This is a genomic window from Actinomycetospora sp. (assembly GCF_036497245.1).
Classification (GTDB): domain Bacteria; phylum Actinomycetota; class Actinomycetes; order Mycobacteriales; family Pseudonocardiaceae; genus Actinomycetospora.
This window is the reverse complement of record NZ_DASXJS010000132.1, coordinates 23,216-39,417: the sequence shown is the minus strand read 5'-3', so window position 1 is coordinate 39,417 and position 16,202 is coordinate 23,216. Positions and strand designations below refer to the sequence as shown.

The 16,202-nt window shown below is 73.0% G+C and carries 17 protein-coding genes; 14 read left to right on the top strand and 3 right to left on the bottom strand.

Annotation, left to right across the window (positions count from 1 at the left end; translation table 11 throughout):
• Positions 1 to 29 precede the first annotated feature (29 nt).
• Positions 30 to 1,976 carry an acetate--CoA ligase gene (gene acs / locus VGI02_RS13640; protein ID WP_331627929.1) on the top strand — a complete coding sequence of 649 codons (1,947 nt, stop codon included), beginning with the start codon at positions 30 to 32 and terminating at the stop codon, positions 1,974 to 1,976.
• 74 nt (positions 1,977 to 2,050) lie between these two features.
• Here the strand turns inward: acs and VGI02_RS13635 are convergent, their stop codons facing one another.
• Positions 2,051 to 2,986, bottom strand: a complete 936-nt coding sequence (locus tag VGI02_RS13635) for a lysophospholipid acyltransferase family protein (RefSeq protein WP_331627928.1) — start codon at positions 2,984 to 2,986, stop codon at positions 2,051 to 2,053.
• Positions 2,987 to 3,237: 251 nt separating this feature from the next.
• On the opposite strand from VGI02_RS13635, the gene VGI02_RS13630 reads away from it, so the two are divergent.
• From VGI02_RS13630 to VGI02_RS13620, 3 genes are read left to right on the top strand one after another with little or no spacing between them, the layout of a single operon-like run.
• The gene (locus VGI02_RS13630) at positions 3,238 to 4,626 is read left to right on the top strand and encodes a class I SAM-dependent methyltransferase (RefSeq protein ID WP_331627927.1); all 1,389 of its coding nucleotides are present in this window, start codon (positions 3,238 to 3,240) and stop codon (positions 4,624 to 4,626) included.
• Positions 4,623 to 5,462, top strand: a complete 840-nt coding sequence (locus VGI02_RS13625) for a DUF1295 domain-containing protein (RefSeq protein WP_331627926.1) — start codon at positions 4,623 to 4,625, stop codon at positions 5,460 to 5,462. The genes VGI02_RS13630 and VGI02_RS13625 overlap by 4 nt, the downstream gene beginning before the upstream one ends.
• Positions 5,463 to 5,473: 11 nt before the next feature.
• Positions 5,474 to 5,881, top strand: a complete 408-nt coding sequence (locus VGI02_RS13620; protein WP_331627925.1) for a TIGR03618 family F420-dependent PPOX class oxidoreductase — start codon at positions 5,474 to 5,476, stop codon at positions 5,879 to 5,881.
• 66 nt (positions 5,882 to 5,947) lie between these two features.
• Here the strand turns inward: VGI02_RS13620 and VGI02_RS13615 are convergent, their stop codons facing one another.
• Positions 5,948 to 6,925, bottom strand: coding sequence for a universal stress protein (locus VGI02_RS13615; protein ID WP_331627924.1), 978 nt, complete (start codon positions 6,923 to 6,925; stop codon positions 5,948 to 5,950).
• A gap of 112 nt (positions 6,926 to 7,037) precedes the next feature.
• Entirely contained in the window at positions 7,038 to 7,499 is a 462-nt protein-coding gene (locus VGI02_RS13610) for a peroxiredoxin (RefSeq protein ID WP_331627923.1), read from the bottom strand.
• A 122-nt stretch (positions 7,500 to 7,621) separates the two neighbouring features.
• Here VGI02_RS13610 and VGI02_RS13605 point away from each other — a divergent pair, with 122 nt between their 5' ends.
• The 10 genes from VGI02_RS13605 to VGI02_RS13560 all read left to right on the top strand — a co-directional run bounded on the left by VGI02_RS13605 (position 7,622) and on the right by VGI02_RS13560 (position 16,055).
• On the top strand, positions 7,622 to 7,972 hold the full coding sequence (locus tag VGI02_RS13605) for an ArsR/SmtB family transcription factor (RefSeq protein ID WP_331627922.1): 351 nt from the start codon (positions 7,622 to 7,624) through the stop codon (positions 7,970 to 7,972).
• Complete coding sequence (locus VGI02_RS13600; protein WP_331627921.1) at positions 7,972 to 8,622, top strand: SRPBCC family protein; 651 nt, start codon at positions 7,972 to 7,974, stop codon at positions 8,620 to 8,622. The genes VGI02_RS13605 and VGI02_RS13600 overlap by 1 nt, the downstream gene beginning before the upstream one ends.
• 63 nt (positions 8,623 to 8,685) lie before the next feature.
• Entirely contained in the window at positions 8,686 to 9,489 is an 804-nt protein-coding gene (locus VGI02_RS13595) for an alpha/beta hydrolase (protein WP_331627920.1), read from the top strand.
• A gap of 41 nt (positions 9,490 to 9,530) precedes the next feature.
• On the top strand, positions 9,531 to 10,775 hold the full coding sequence (locus tag VGI02_RS13590) for an NAD(P)/FAD-dependent oxidoreductase (protein WP_331627919.1): 1,245 nt from the start codon (positions 9,531 to 9,533) through the stop codon (positions 10,773 to 10,775).
• Between the two features lie 4 nt (positions 10,776 to 10,779).
• A complete protein-coding gene (locus VGI02_RS13585; protein WP_331627918.1) occupies positions 10,780 to 11,550 on the top strand; it encodes a DUF1365 domain-containing protein in 771 nt (256 codons plus the stop codon).
• A 255-nt stretch (positions 11,551 to 11,805) separates the two neighbouring features.
• A complete protein-coding gene (locus tag VGI02_RS13580) occupies positions 11,806 to 12,339 on the top strand; it encodes a GNAT family N-acetyltransferase (RefSeq protein WP_331627917.1) in 534 nt (177 codons plus the stop codon).
• A 21-nt stretch (positions 12,340 to 12,360) separates the two neighbouring features.
• The gene (locus VGI02_RS13575; RefSeq protein ID WP_331627916.1) at positions 12,361 to 12,936 is read left to right on the top strand and encodes an HhH-GPD-type base excision DNA repair protein; all 576 of its coding nucleotides are present in this window, start codon (positions 12,361 to 12,363) and stop codon (positions 12,934 to 12,936) included.
• Positions 12,937 to 12,991: 55 nt separating this feature from the next.
• Positions 12,992 to 13,750: a precorrin-6A synthase (deacetylating) gene (cobF, locus tag VGI02_RS13570; RefSeq protein WP_331627915.1), complete on the top strand. Its 759-nt coding sequence runs from the start codon at positions 12,992 to 12,994 to the stop codon at positions 13,748 to 13,750.
• 55 nt (positions 13,751 to 13,805) lie between these two features.
• Positions 13,806 to 15,356, top strand: coding sequence for a DUF8832 domain-containing protein (locus VGI02_RS13565; RefSeq protein WP_331627914.1), 1,551 nt, complete (start codon positions 13,806 to 13,808; stop codon positions 15,354 to 15,356).
• Positions 15,357 to 15,470: 114 nt separating this feature from the next.
• Positions 15,471 to 16,055 (top strand): hypothetical protein, encoded by a 585-nt coding sequence (locus VGI02_RS13560; RefSeq protein WP_331627913.1) that lies wholly within the window; start codon positions 15,471 to 15,473, stop codon positions 16,053 to 16,055.
• Positions 16,056 to 16,202: the final 147 nt, after the last annotated feature.

Genomic DNA, 16,202 nt, shown 5'->3' with positions numbered 1-16,202 from the left:
CTCATGTCGATCTACCGGGAGGCCAGCGGATGTCGGAGCAGGGCAGCACGACGGCGAACCAGGGGCATCAGTATCCCCCGGACCCCGAGCTGGCGAAGACCGCCAACGCCCGCCCCGAAATGAAGGAGCAGGCCCTCGAGGAGTTCTGGGGCGAGCAGGCCACGCAGCGCATCGACTGGTTCACGCCGTACGACACGGTGCTCGAGTGGAACCTGCCGTACGCCAAGTGGTTCGTCGGCGGGAAGCTGAACGCCTGCTACAACTGCGTCGACCGCCACGTCGAGAACGGCAAGGGCGACAAGGTCGCGCTCCACGTCGTCCCGGACGACGGGCCCGACTCGTCGGAGACGCGTGACGTCACCTACGCGCAGCTGCAGGAGCAGGTGGTCAAGTTCGCCAACGGGCTCAAGAAGCTCGGGGTGGGCAAGGGCGTGCCCGTCGGCATCTACGCCCAGATGATCCCCGAGGCGGTCGTCGCGATGCTCGCGTGCGCCCGGCTCGGCGCGCCGCACACCGTGGTCTTCGGCGGCTTCAGCGGCAAGGCGGTCGCGGAGCGCTGCAACGACCTCGAGGCCAAGGTCCTCATCACCCAGGACGAGGCGATGCGCGGTGGCAAGACCGCCGCACAGAAGACCAACGCCGACGAGGGACTCGACGCGGGCCCGACCAGCATCGAGAAGGTCGTCGTGGTCCGCCGCTCCGGCAACGAGATCCCGATGAGCGACCGGGACGTCTACCTCGACGAGCTCATCGCCGACGTCGACGGGGACCCGGCGAGCTGCCCCTGCGAGCCGATGGACGCCGAGGACCTGCTCTTCCTGCTCTACACCTCGGGCTCCACGGGCAAGCCCAAGGGCGTCGTGCACACGACGGCGGGCTACCTGGTCGGCACGGGCACGACCCACAACCTCGTGTTCGACGTCAAGGACGACTCGGTCTACTGGTGTGCCGCCGACATCGGCTGGATCACCGGGCACAGCTACATCGTCTACGGACCGATGGTCAACGGCGTGACGCAGGTGCTCTACGAGGGCACGCCGGGCTACCCGGACAAGGACGTCTGGTGGAAGATCATCGAGAAGTACGGGGTCTCGATCCTCTACACCTCGCCGACCGCGATCCGGTCGCACATGAAGTGGGGCGAGTCGTACGCGCAGTCCCGCGACCTGTCCTCGATCACGATGCTCGGCAGCGTCGGTGAGCCGATCAACCCCGAGGCGTGGGAGTGGTACCGCAAGCACGTCGGCGCGGGCAAGGCACCGATCATGGACACCTGGTGGCAGACCGAGACCGGGCACATCCTCATCACCCCGCTGCCCGGCATGACCACCCTCAAGCCCGGCATGGCCCAGCAGCCGTTCCCGGGTGTGAAGCCGGAGGTCCGTGACGACGAGGGCAAGGAGCTCGGCGTCGAGGAGACCGGCAACCTGGTCCTCACCGCCCCGTGGCCGGGCATGATGCGCGGGCTCTACAAGGACGACCAGCGCTTCCGCGACACCTACTGGTCGAAGTACTCCGACGCCTACTTCGCCGGCGACGGCGCCAAGTACGACGCGGACGGCGACATCATGCTGATGGGCCGGATCGACGACGTCGTCAACGTGTCCGGCCACCGGCTCTCGACGTTCGAGGTGGAGAGCGCGCTCGTCGAGCACGCCGACGTCGCGGAGGCCGCGGTGGCCTCGCGCAAGGACCCGGACACCGGGCAGGCGATCGTGGCCTTCGTGTCGCTGGTGGGCGACAAGGAGGGCACCGACGAGCTCGAGCAGGCGCTGCGCGAGCAGGTGGCGCAGTCGATCGGCAAGCTGGCCCGGCCGGCGACGGTGATCTTCGCCCGGGACCTGCCGAAGACACGCTCCGGGAAGATCATGCGCCGGCTGCTGAAGAACATCGCCGAGGGCGAGGAGCTGGGCGACACCACCACCCTGGTCGACCCGACCGTCGTCACGGACATGCAGAAGCAGGTCCAGGGCTAGGTAGGTGCGCTTCGCGCTCGTGAGCACTTTCCGGGGCCATGACCCCGGAAAGTGCTCACGAGGGCTCCGCCCACCTACACGGCAGGCGGCACCTCACCGCGCACCTCACCGAGCAGATCGGTGACCCGGTCCATGATCCGGTCGGTGGCCTCCTGCAGGGCACTGCGGCGCCCCTGCTTCCCGACCAGGTCCGCCAGGTCGACGGGCTCGCCCGCCAGCACGTGCAGCGTCGCCCGCGGGACCAGCGTTCCCACCTTCGCCGTCGGTGGCAGCAGGTGGTTCGACCCCCACTGACCGACCGGGATCACGGGCGCCCCCGTCGCGAGCGCCATCCGCGCCACCCCGGTGTGTGCCTTGCGGGGCCAGCCGTCGGAGTGCTCGGGGAAGCCGCCCTCGGGGTAGACGACGATGCACTCGCCGCGCTTCACGCCCTCGACGGCCGCGCGGTAGGCCTCGATCCCGGACGAGCGGCGATCCACCGGGATGTGCCGACCACCCCGCAGCGGCGACCCGATGATCTTCATGTCCCAGAGCTCGGACATCGCGAGGAACCGCGGCACGCGCCCCTGCGCCATGCAGTAGGAGACGAGCACGATCGGGTCCACGTGCGAGAGGTGGTTCACCGCGAGCAGGACACCGCCCTTCGCGGGCACGTGACGCCCGCCGCGGAAGTCCCAGCGCGCCACGGCCATGAGCACCGGCCACAGCAGGTCGATCGCGAAGCCGTACCCGAAGCCGCGGTCGAGCCGGGGGTAGAGCAGCCAGATCGCGAGCTTGCGCCACAGCCGCATCGCGCGGCCCGGCGGACGCCGGTCGTGGCCCTGCGCGATCCGCCGCACGCGCGGGTGGGCGCGCGGTTCCGGATGGTCGGAGGCCGTGACGACGGCGCCCGCGCCCGCCCTCCCGCTGGAACCTGGCTCCGGCTCCGGCGCGGGGGCGGCGCTGGGCGACGGGCCCGCTGGGGAGTCGGCGGCGTCGCCGGTGCCCGACGCGGAGTACTGGGAGGACATGCCCCGGATCATGGACCCTGGTTCGCCGCTCCCGCATGAGTAGTTCCCCACCCGGACCGTGGCGAATGGACCTCCACGGTTCGACCGGGAGCCGTGGGTGCCCACTCGGCCGTCACGTTCCGGGCGGCGAACCGATCCGCCGCGCGGGCCGATGATCCGGGGTGAGGAGCGCGGCGACGCCCGCGAGGATGCGGAGTTGCTGACGTCCAGCGTCAGCGATGCCGCATCGCTGACACTCGGGAGGACAGGGCATGGGGCAGGCAGCGGCACGGGTGGCTCGCGTGGTCGGCGCGTTCGTGGAGGCGACGCGGAGCGGAGCTCGACCGCCGGAGGTGGACGGGCGGCTGCCCGTACGCATCCGCGCCTGGGACGGCAGCGAGGCGGGCGCCCCCGCCGACTCCGGCGCCCCCGTCGTCGTCCTGAACCACCGGCGGGCGCTGCGCCGCCTGCTGTGGCAGCCGGGAGAGATGGGCCTGGCCCACGCCTACGTGTCCGGGGACCTCGACGTCGACGGCGACCTCGGCGAGGGCCTCGCCGCCATGTGGGGCCTCGTGCGCGACGGTGCCGTGAAGCCCCGGAAGCCGACGCTCGGCGAGCTGCCCGGCCTCCTCGGGAGCACGGCGCGCCTGGGTCTGCTCGGCCCGCGCCCGGCGCCGCCGCCCGAGGCCATCAAGCTCCCGCGGTTCGCGCGCCTGCACTCCAAGCTGCGCGACCGAGCCGTGATCCACCACCACTACGACGCGGGCAACGACTTCTACGAGCTGATCCTCGACGAGAACATGGCCTACTCGTCCGGGTACTGGGCCGACCTCGCAGCGGAGCTCACCCCGGAGACCCTGGCCGCCGCCCAGGACGCCAAGCTCGACATGATCTGCCGCAAGCTCGGGCTCGGGCCGGGCTCGAAGCTCCTCGACGTCGGGTGCGGTTGGGGGTCGCTCCCCATCCACGCCGCGAAGCACTTCGGCGCGCACGTCCGCGGGGTGACCATCGCCGCCGAGCAGCGCGACCACATCAACCAGCGCATCCGCGCCGAGGGGCTGGCCGACAAGGTCCAGGTCGATCTCGTCGACTACCGCGACATCGCCACCGGCATCGAGGAGTACGGCACCTTCGACGCCGTCTCCAGCATCGAGATGGGCGAGCACGTGGGCGACGGGAACTACCCGACGTTCGCCGCCACCCTGTTCGGGGCGCTGCACCCGGGCGGGCGTGCCCTCGTGCAGCAGATGTCCCGCCGCCCCGCCGACCACCCGGGCGGCGGCGCGTTCATCGAGACCTACGTGACCCCGGACATGGTCATGCGCCCGGTCGGGGACACCCTGACGCTCCTCCAGCGCGCGGGGCTCGAGGTCCGCGACGTCCACGTCATGCGCGAGCACTACGTCCCGACGATCCGGGCGTGGCTCGCCACCCTGGAGGCGAACTGGGACCGCGCGGTGGCGCTGGCCGGGGTGCGGGGCGCCCGGATGTGGCGGCTCTACCTGGTCGGCGGCGCGCTCGCGTTCGAGGAGAACCGGATGGGCGTCGACCAGATCCTGCTCACCCGGCCCACGACGACGGGTCGGTCCGGCATGCCGGCGACGCGCGTCTCCTTCGAGCCCGCGCGGGATGCCGCGAAGACGGGTACCACTGCGCCATGAGCTTCGACAGCGTCGACTTCTCGTGGGCGGCCGCAGGCATCCTGCTGGCGGTCGCCGTCGGCGTCGTCGTCGTGACCTTCGCGGTGACGCTGGTGATCGCCCGGGTGGTCGGCAAGCACAGCATCGTCGACGTCACCTGGGGTCTGGGCTTCGTCCTCGTCGCGGTCGCGGTGTACGTGGCCTCCGGGGTGCTGGGCACTGGCAACCCGACGGTGCGGCTCGTCGCCCTGGCGCTCCCGGTGGTCTGGGGCCTGCGGCTGGCGATCTACATCGGGTGGCGCAACCACGGCAAGGGCGAGGACCCGCGCTACGCGGCGATGCTCGGCGACGGGCACGCACCGGGTGCGATCACCGGGACGGTCCTGCGGAAGGTCTATCTGCCGCAGGCCGGGGTCATGATCGTCGTGGTGCTGCCGGTGATCGCGGCGATGGTGCGGGCATCGGTCGTGCTGCCGGTGCTCGTGCTCGGCGCCGCGGTCTGGCTGGTCGGGTTCGTGTTCGAGTCGGTGGGCGACGCGCAGCTGGCCCGCTTCAAGGCGAACCCCGCCACCAAGGGGACGGTGCTCGACTCGGGGCTCTGGCGCTACACGCGGCACCCGAACTATTTCGGGGACTTCTGCGTGTGGTGGGGGATCTTCCTCGTCGCGGTCGGGCACCCGGCCGGCCTGATCACGGTCGTCGGCCCGGCGTTGATGAGCTACCTGCTCATCGGGGTGACCGGCAAGGAGCTCACCGAGAAGTCGATGTCGAACCGCCCGGGCTACGCCGAGTACGTCGAGCGCACCAGCGGGTTCCTCCCGCTCCCGCCCGGCTCCGCGCCCGCCCGCGCCACCTGAGGAGGAACCCCGTGTCCGTCCCGCTCCCCGAGGGGATGGTGGCGCTGCTGCGCCGCCCCGCACCGTGCTTCGTCGCCACCGCCATGCCGGACGGCTCGCCGCAGCTGACCGAGACCTGGGTCGACACCGACGGCGAGCACGTCGTCATCAACGTCGTCGAGGGGATGCAGAAGGCCCGCAACGTCGCCCGCGATCCGCGGGTGGCCGTCAACGTCGTCGACCCGGACCAGGCGGCGCGCTACTGGGGCGTGCGGGGCCGCGTGGTGGAGGCGACGACCGACGGCGGTGCCGAGCACATCGAGGCGCTCTCCCAGAAGTACCTGGGACGGCCCTACCCGAACTTCGGCGGGGCCTCCGCCGGGTCCCGGCTCGTCCTGCGCATCGCGGTCGACTCGATCTCGCACACCCCGGAGTGGTGACCGCGCGGAGGAGGGCTCGGCGCCCACCCTCGTGACGGCACGACCCCGGGGCGGCCGCCGTGCGACTCAGGGGGACGGTCGGCGGTGCCGTTCGGTGTTGACGACGAGGACGTCGGCGGGCGTGTGACGGAAGACCGAGGCGGCGACCGCTCCCAACATCCGTCGCCGTCGGGCGTGCAGCCCGTGGCTGCCCACGACGACCAGGTCGGCACCGACCTGACCGGCCTGTTCGACCAGAGCGCGCGCCGGAGGGGTGTGCGCGCGGGCCACCGTCCTCGGGGACCTGGCGCCGACGGCCATCGCCGTCCTCGTGGCGTCCCGCAGGGCGGCCTCGACGGGATTGGCACCCCTCAGCTGGAACGCCGCGTCGGACCCGAGGTCCATCTCGGCCCGGTCCACCTCGTGCGAGTCGGCCGGCTCGTAGCTCGACGAGAGCACGATCTCCGCATCGAAGATCGCGGCCATCTCGGCGCCGACCTCCACCACCCGCTGCGTGCTGTGCGGGTCGCGGACGCTGTCGTGCACCCCGACCAGCACCCGTTGGTACGGGGCGGTCGTGGGGCCCAGACGTCGTCGGCGCGCGTGGCTCAGGTGCCATCGCTCGTCGGTGGTGTGCACGATCAGCACGTCGCTCGATGCGCGGCGCGCCGAGTCGGCGGCGACGGATCCGAAGACCCGTCCCGCCGTGGTGTTGATCCCGTGGCTGCCGACGACGACGAGACCGGCGTCGACGTCGTCCGCGACGTCCACCAGGACGTCGACGGGGCGACCCGACCGCGACAGGGGCCGTGCGTCGGTGACACCGTGCTCGTGGGCCCGCTCGACGAGTCGCTGCAGGACCGCGGGCGAGGCGGGTTCCATCCGGACGCCCCCGTCCCCGTCGGACCCGGTGCTCTCCGGGTGGGATGCGTGCGAGGGTCCCGTCGCGGCGGCGAGGTACAGGATCGCCCGGCAGTGGCCGGCGACCTCGATCGCCCGATCAGTGGCCCGTAAGCCGCGTTCGGTGTCGTGCACGCCCGCGACGATGGTCCGATAAGGCTCCATGACCTGCTCCTTCGACGCTGAAGGAATGGGTCATTCAGGGTAAAACTGAGGTGAAATCGACGTCAAGATCGGTACGCCGATGGAACTCCGAACGGGCGAAGGTCGCGGGGTCTCAGGCCTCGGCGCGCTTGCGGAGCACCGTCAGCGCCGAGTCGGCGTGCTCGTCGAAGCGCATCTCGCCGGTGATCACCTCGAGCACCGTGCGGTCGGTGTCGATCACGAACGTCTTCCGCTTCACCGGTGCCATGGGCAGCCAGGCCCGGCGTGTGCCGAACTGCTTCGCGACGGTGCCGTCCGGGTCCGAGAGCAGGGGGTAGTCGAACGAATTGCTTTCCGAGAACGTGTGCTGCTTCTCCACCGAGTCGGCGCTGATCCCGACCCGCTGGGCGCCGAGGGCGGCGAACTCCGACGCGAGGTCGCGGAAGTGGCAGCTCTCCTGGGTGCAGCCGCCGGAGGAGGCCAGGGGGTAGAAGAACAGCACCAGTGGGCCGTCGGCGAGCAGCCCGGACAGCGTCCGGGTGGCCCCGGTGTCGTCGGCGAGCGAGAAGTCGGGCGCGGTGTCTCCGGCCTTCATGGGAATCCCTTCGGCGGGGCGGTGGCTGTCGCGGCAGCGTTCGGCGCACGGGTGATCCGCGGTTCATCGGATCACCGAGCTTGTCCTTGCACTTATATAAGTCTCTGTCGATACTTACCATCGTGCACGCCTTCGACGTCCTCGGGGACCCGGTCCGGCGCCGGATCCTCGAGCTGCTCGCCGACGGCGAGCGCACCGCGGGACGCGTCGGCGAGGCGGTCGCGGAGGAGTTCGGGATCACCCAGCCCGCGGTCAGCCAGCACCTGAAGGTCCTGCGCGAGCACGGGTTCGTCAGCGTCCGGCCGGAGGGCACCCGGCGGCTCTACGCGGTGCGCGCTGAGCCGTTCGAGCTCCTCGACGACTGGCTCGACCGGTTCCGCCGGTTCTGGACCCCGCACCTCGACGCCCTGGCCACCGAGATCGCCCGCGGGAAGCGCGGGCGGCGCACCACCGACGACAAGGAGACCCCCTGATGGACATCCGCCGCGAGGTCGAGGCGACCCGACGTGAGGTCGCCATGCGCCCGGGCGAGCCCGACGGCCCGGAGCTGACCGTCGCCACGATCGCGCGGACCTACCCGACCGACGTCGCGGACCTCTGGGCGGCGTGCACCGACCCCGAGCGGGTCCCGCGCTGGTTCCTGCCACTCTCCGGCGAGCTCGAGGTGGGCGGGCACTACCAGCTCGAGGGCAACGCCGGCGGCACCATCACCGCGTGCGACCCGCCGCACGGCTTCGACGCCACCTGGGAGTTCGGCGGGCAGGTCAGCTGGATCGAGGTGCGGATCACCCCCGACGGCGTCGGGGCGCGGTTCACGCTGCACCACATCGCGCCGGTCGACCCGGAGTTCTGGGGGACCTACGGCCCGGGCGCCGTGGGCGTCGGGTGGGACCTCGGGCTGCTCGGGCTCGCCGAGCACCTGCGCAGCGGGGTCGCGGTGTCACCGGAAGAATTCGTGGCGTGGTCGGTCTCCGAGGAGGGCCGCGAGTTCGTCACGGCGGCGGGGTTCGACTGGGGCACGGCGAGCGAGGCGGTGGGCATCGCGCCCGACGACGCCCTGGCCCGCGCCCGGCGCACGATCGCCTTCTACACCGGCGCCCAGGCCCCGGACGACGCCGGGTGATACCGGTGACACCGGCGACCGGGTCCCGGCGCCTCCGGCCGGCGCGGACGCAGGATGGGGGGCGTGAATCTGCTCCACCGACGGTCGAGCTCCGCTCCGCTCGGTCTCCCGCGCCTCGAACCGGCCTCTCCGCAGGGGGACGGGTCGGCCGGCGCCGTGCTCGTCCTGCACGGGGGCCGGCCCGACGGTCAGCAGGGCGCGGACGGGTTCCTGCTCTCCCACGTGCGGATGGTGCCGTTCGGGCAGGCGATCGCGCGGGCCGGGGCGAGCGCAGCGACGGGGGATGGGACCGGCTCGTCCCGTGGGGTGGAGACCGACCTGCTGCGCTACCGGGTGCGCGGCTGGAACGCCCCCGACCGAGCAACCGAGCACGCCGATGGGCCGTCCACGAACCCCGACCCGGTCCGTGACGCGCGCTGGGCCCTCGACGACCTCCGCCGTCGCCACGGCCCGGACGTGCGGGTCGTCCTGGTCGGGCACTCGATGGGCGCCCGGGCCGCGCTGCGGGTGGGTGGCGACCCGAACGTCGTCGGGGTCGCGGCCCTCGCCCCGTGGATCGGCAGGCACGAGCCGACCGAGCACCTGCGCGGGCAGACGCTGCTCGTCGCGCACGGCGACCGCGAGCGGATGACCGACCCGCGGGCGTCGCTGTGGTTCGCGCGCGAGGTCGCGGGGATCAGCGACCACGTCGCGCGCTTCGAGGTCCACGGCGACGGGCACGCGATGCTGCGGCGGGCGGGGGAGTGGCACGGGCTGGTCGCGCGGTTCACGATGGCCGCGCTGGGACTCGAACCGTTCGACGACGCGGTCGCGAAGGCCATGGCGGCCGGCTCCCCCGAGGGCCTGTCCGTCCCCCTGAGCCGTTGACACCCCTCAGCCCCGTGAGCCGATGACCGCTGGAGCAGCCCGTGCCTCGTGATCGTGTCGCCGTGATCGGGGCCGGCGTGTCCGGCCTGACCGCCGCCTACGTGCTGCAGCGCGACCACGACGTCACCCTCTTCGAGGCCGAGGACCGGCTCGGGGGGCACGCGCACACCCATGATCTCGGTTCGGTGAGCGTCGACTCCGGGTTCATCGTCCACAACGCGGCGACCTACCCGAACCTGCTCCGTCTCTTCTCCGAGCTCGGCGTCGCCACGCAGGACTCCGAGATGTCGATGAGCGTGCGCGACGAGTCGACCGGGCTCGAGTACGCCGGAGCGCGCGGTGCGGCGGGCCTGTTCGCCCAGCGCCGCAACCTCGCCAACCCCCGCCACCTCGGGATGCTCGCCGAGGTCCTGCGCTTCCACCGGGCGGCGCGGCGGGTCCTGGCCGGCCGGTCCGCCCTCGACGAGGACGTCACGTTCGGCGAGTTCCTCCGCCGCGGACGGTTCTCCCGGTACTTCATCGACACCTTCGCGGTGCCGGTGGTCTCCGCGGTCTGGTCGTCCGGCCCCGAGCTGTCGATGCAGTACCCGGCGCGCTACCTGTTCGCGTTCCTCGCCAACCACGGGATGCTCTCGGTCGGCGGCTCGCACCAGTGGCGCACGGTGGTCGGCGGCTCGGCCTGCTACGTGGAGCAGGTGGTGAAGGGCCTGTCCGCCGTCGAGGTGTCGACGCCGGTCCGCGCGGTCACCCGGGACGCCGACGGGATCGGGATCCGGGACGACGCCGACGTCGCGCACCGGGTCGACCGGGTCGTCGTCGCCACCCACGCCCCCACCGCGCTGTCGCTGCTGGCCTCGCCGACGACGGCGGAGCGCGAGGTGCTCGGCGCGTTCCGGTACTCGGCCAACGAGACGTGGCTGCACACCGACGCCTCGGTGCTGCCCACGGCCCCGGACGCGCGCGCGTCGTGGAACCTGCTGCTCGTGCCCGGTGAGGACCGGGTGCTCGTCAGCTACGACATGACTCGGCTCATGCGCTTGCCGGGACCGGAGACGTACGTGGTCACCCTCAACGCCACCGACCGGGTGGACCCCTCGACGGTGATCGCGAAGATGGACTACGAGCACCCCGCCTACACGCCCGCGTCGGTCGCCGCCCAGAAGCTGCTGCCGGGGCTCAACGACGGCCGTATCGCGTACGCCGGCGCGTACCACGGGTGGGGCTTCCACGAGGACGGCTGCGCCTCCGGGGTGGCCGCGGCCGCGTCGTTGGGCGTGGCGTGGTGACCTCGTGAGCTCCGCCCTCTACGACGTGCTCGTCGAGCACCGCCGCTCGCAGACCCTCGCCGACGCGTTCACCCACCGCATGTACCTCTGGTTGGTCGACCTCGACGACCTGCCGCGGTTCGGCCGGCTGGTCGCGTTCCGCGGGGCCGACCACCTCGGGCACCCGGACCGTTCGATCCGCGCGAACCTCGACGCGTTCCTCGCCGCGAACGATCGGCCCCGGCCGGCGCGGGTCCTGATGCTCGCCCACCCGCGCACGCTCGGCTACGTCTTCAACCCGATCACGCTGTTCTGGTGCCACGACGACGCCGGAGCGCTCGCCGCCGTCGTCGCCGAGGTTCACAACACCTACGGCGGGCGCCACCACTACTTGCTCGACGTGGACGACGCCGGCCGCGCCCGCGTCGACAAGGACTTCTACGTCTCGCCGTTCTTCCCCGTCGACGGCGAGTACCGGATGACGGTCCCCGAGCCCGGCGAGTCGCTGTCCGCCACGGTCGTGCTGCGGCGTCACGACGAGCAGGGGGAGCCCACCACCGCTTTCGTGGCCACCATGCGCGGTACCCGTCGGCCGGCGACGAGGCGGAGCCTGCTCCGGGCTCTCGTGCGGCACCCGTTCGTCACCCAGCGGGTCGCGGTCGCCATCCGGCGCCGCGGGATCTCGCTGTGGTGGCGCGGGCTCCCGGTGATCGGGCGGAGGGCCGCCGACGTCGACCGGGGGCTGGGCCAGCTGGAGCCGCACAGGTCGGAGACGTCGGCCGCGGCCGACGTCTGATCGGCGACGGAGCGTGGTCCCGACGAGGCTGCTGTCGCGACTGCCGCCTGCCGCGAATCGGATCACCGATCGGAAGATCGGGAGTTCGTGAGCGCGTCGCGGCGCCATCTTGCGCGTGTCGCTCACGAGGTCGCGATCATGCTGGGCGAGGTGGGTGAGACGTCGCGCTCGGCACGATCACCTGCCGACAACGGGTTCTCCCGCGAGCGTCGTTGATCACTTCCGGTGCGTTCTCCAGCCGCGCACAATCAGGGCGTGACCACGGCTCCGCTCACGATCCGGACGGCCGTCGCCGACGACGCCGACCCGCTGCTCGAGCTCATCCACGCCGCCTATCGCGGCCACGGCGGGCAGAACGGGTGGACCACCGAGGCGGAGCTCATCGACGGGCCGCGGACCACCCGCGAGCTGCTCGTCGCGGATCTCGCCGACCCCGCCATCACGGTGCTCGTCGCGGGTGATCACGACGGCTGCGCCGCTGTGACCCACCGGGCGGGGGAGCCCACCGCGTCGTTCGGGATGTTCGCGGTCCGCCCCCACACCCAGGGCTCGGGGATCGGCCGGGCGCTGCAGTCCGCCGCCGAGGAGCAGGCCCGGGCGGGCGGCGCGACGACGATGGAGCTGTGCGTCATCGACCGGCGCGCCGAGCTCATCGCCTGGTACGAGCGCCGGGGGTACGTGCGGACCGGGGAGTCGCGCCCGTTCCCCTACGGCGCGCCGGGCGTCGGTCACCCCCGCGATCCCGACCTGCGGTTCGCGGTCCTCACCAAGCCCCTGGACGGCGGCTGACCCCGTCGTAGGCTGACCCCCGTGACGCCGCTGACCCTCGCCCAGGACCCGGACGCCGACAAGGTGCTGTCCGAGAACCCGCTCGCGCTGCTCATCGGCATGGTGCTCGACCAGCAGTTCCCGATGGAGCGCGCGTTCGCGGGCCCCTCCCTGCTCACCGAGCGGATCGGGGAGATCACCGCGGAGAAGATCGCCGGGTACGACCACGACGAGCTGGTCGCCGCGTTCACCGGCCCGCCCGCGCTGCACCGCTACCCGAAATCCATGGCCGAGCGGGTGCAGAGCGTGTGCCGGGTGATCGTCGACGACTACGACGGCGACGTCACCCGGATCTGGACGGACGCGGCCGACGGACGCGACGTGTTCCAGCGCCTGAACGCGCTCCCCGGGTGGGGGAAGATGAAGGCGCAGATCTTCACCGCGCTGCTCGGCAAGCAGTGCGGGCTCGCGCTCGACGGGTGGCGCGAGGCCGCGGGCTCCTACGGCGACGAGGGCGCGCGGCGCTCCATCGCCGACGTCGTCGACCCGGTGACGCTCACCGAGGTGCGTGAGCACAAGCAGGCCCAGAAGAAAGCCGCCAAGGCCGCGAAGGCCTGAGCGCCCCCGTGCCCCGGGGCGCCCCGCCGGCACCCCGGTGCGGTGAGATGTATCCATGCGCAGCGTGCACGTCGTCGGCATCGGCGCCGGCTCCCCGGGACACCTGACCCTCGACGCCGTCGACGTCCTCGGCTCCGTCGACGTCGTGCTCCTGCTCGCCAAGCGGGGCAAGGCCGACGAGCTGACCGACGCCCGGGCGGACATCGCGGCGCGGTTCGCGCCGCAGGCGACGGTCGTCCGCCGTCAGGACGCGCACCGCGAGCGCGGCACCACCGAGGAGGGCCACTACCTGCAGACGACGCAGCAGTGGCGCGACGAGCGGCTCGCGCTCTACGAGGAGCTCATCGCCACGGAGGTCCCGGACGGCGGGTCCGTCGCCCTGCTGGCCTGGGGCGACCCGGGCATCTACGACGGCACCGTCGACACCGTGGAGCGCATCGTCGAGCGGGGGAACGTCGAGATCACCTGGACGGTCGTCCCCGGAATCAGCGCTCCGGCCGCGCTCACCGCGGCGCACCGGGTGACGATGACGCGGACCGGTCGTCCCGTCGCCGTCACCCCGGCGCGTCAGGTGATCGCGGGGACACCGACCGACCGCGCCGACCTCGTCGTCATGCTCGACGGAGCGGACTCCCACGGCGTCGACGCCGCCCCCGACGACGCGACCGTCTACTGGGGCGCCTACCTCGGGACCCCCGACGAGGCCCTGATCAGCGGCCGGGTCGGCGACGTCCGCGACGAGATCCTGCGCAGGCGCACGGAGCTCCGGGAGCGCAAGGGCTGGATCATGGACACGTACCTGCTCCGGATGTAGGAGCGCTCCTCACATATCTCATCACCTGCACAGATGGGCCGTAGTCTGGCCGACCGTGACCGGACGTTCCGTGGGGCTCACCCTCCTGCTGGTGGCCGTGCTCGGGCTCGGTGTCGCGGGCCCGGTGTCCGCGCACGAGAGCGCCGCGACCGGCGTGGTCCGGCTGGCCCAGTCGCTCGGGGATCGCGATCTCACGCTCACCGTCGTCCCGCCGCAGAGCGGATCGGGCCGGATGTCGATCTCGCTCGAGGCACTCGGGGCCGGTGGCGGCGTCCCGGTCCGCGTGCGGGCGGAGCCGGTCGGGGCGCCGGGCGGCACCCTCGCGAGCGCCGAGGTCCGGCCGGGCCGCGTGGGGACCCCGGGCCAGGCGGCGCTGGCGATCGACCGGCCCGGTCGGTGGGACCTGGTGCTCGACGACGGCGGGACCCCGGCCCGCATCCCGATGACCTACGTCGACCCCGGCACCCCCGCGTGGGTGTGGCTGGTGCGGATCGGTGTCGCGCTCGCGGTCGTCGCGGGTGTCGCGGCGACGACCCGCACCGCCCGGCGCCGGCGGTGGGGCGCCGCCGTCCTCGGCGGTCTCGCGGTGGTCGGCGCCACCGCGGCGGTCACTGCGTTCGCGCTCGGCACGAGCGCGGCGCCGGCCGCGTACGTCGTGGGCGGGTCCGCGGGCGCCGTCGCTGCCGCCCCCGGTCCCGGTCCCGACGGCATGGCCCACGAGCCGGGGATGGCCGGGATGCCGGGGATGGCCGGGATGCCGGGGATGGCCGGGATGCCGGGGATGACTGGGATGCACGAAGCGACCGGCACGACTGCCGCGGCCCCGATGACCTCCGGGGCGGTCGTCCTCTCCACCGCTCTCACCGGTCCGCCCGTTCCGAGCGGTGCGGGGTCGGTGCTGGACCTCCGGCTCACCGACGGGTCCTCCGGGGCGCCCGTCGACGACCTCGCCGTGCACGACGAGGCCTTCATCCACCTCGCGGTCCTCGGCGTCGACGGGTCGGAGGCGCACCTGCACCCGGTGCGGACCGGACCCGGTCACTGGCAGGTCCGCTTCGCGCCTGTCTCCGGCGGTCGGTACGGCATGTTCGCCGAGTTCTCCCGCGAGGACGGTGGACACCAGGTGGTGCGCTCGGGCGTCGACGTGCCGGGGCCGCCCGCCGTGACCGCTCCACCCGCCGTGACCGCTCCACCCGCCGTGACCGCGGCGGCCGGCCCCGGCCCGCGGTCCGTCTCCGGGATGGAGGCCACGGTGACGGCGGACGACGCCGTCGTCGGGCGTCCTGCGCGGATCCGCATGACCCTGGCCGCCGGCGGACGTCCCGTCACCGATGTCGCGGCCTGGCTCGGCATGGCGGGACACCTGTTCGTCCTGGGTCCGGGACGCGCCGGGGTCCCGGATCCGACCGACGCCGCCGCGTCGTTCTCCCACGCGCACGACATGCAGCGCGCGCTCCCCGGACGCGGCTTCGGCCCCGAGATCTCCTTCGACTACGTGTTCCCGCAGCCCGGTGCCCACCGGCTCTGGCTGCAGGTGCTCCGGGCCGGTGAGGTGGTCACGGTGCCGGTGGATCTGACGGTGGCCCCGGCGGTGTCCGGGGCGTGAGGGGGTCGCGGCACACTCCCGCCTGACGGGAGCGCGCGGATCACTTACGCTCGGTTCGTCGCCGGGGGGTGGCGACGAGATCGTTCTCGGTGAGGTCGTTCCGGAGGTGGCCGCGTGGCGGACGACGTGCGGCTGGAGCGTGGCGGTCACGCCGACCCGGCGTCGGGGTCGTGCCTGATGGAGCGCGTGTCCGTGATCGCGGGCGAACCGTTCACCGACCGGCCCCGCTGCGCCCTCCCGGCTCTCGCCGTGCTCGCCCAGCAGATCAACGACCGGGTCTCGGACGAGGCCCGGCAGACGCTGCTCCCGCTCGCCCCCGCCCTCGCGACGAGCGCCACCGACGACCCCCGGGCCTCCTGGGCGCTGGTCGCGGTGTGCGCCCGGCAGGTGCTCGCGCGCCGGCCCGACGACGTCCTCGCCGCGCGCCTGCTCCGCCGGGCGTCGCGTGCGCGGTCGCGCTGGACGCGGGTGCCCCTGCGCGGCAGGCCGGGCCGCCTCGCGGGACTGCGTGCCCTGCCCGATCTCGCCGTCGCGTTCCACCGCGCGGCGTCCCTGGCCGGGCCCTCGGGGTCGGCGGAGCGCGACGCGACGCTCGTCGCCCTGCTCGCCGAGGCCGCCGCCGTCGTGACGGGCGACGCCCAGGCGTCGAGCCCGGTGGTCAGGTCCTCGACGTGGAACACGGCCTCGTCGAGCAGTTGAGCGACGTGGTCGTCGTGCTCGGCGGGGGCCTTGGGGCGCCTGCCGTGGCAACGGCCTGCGGCTGCTGCGGGGCACGACGCCCCGGTGGACCTCCCGGCCCCGAAGGGGCGTCGCGCGCCGGAGGTCGTGGATCGGCGCGTGTGCCCG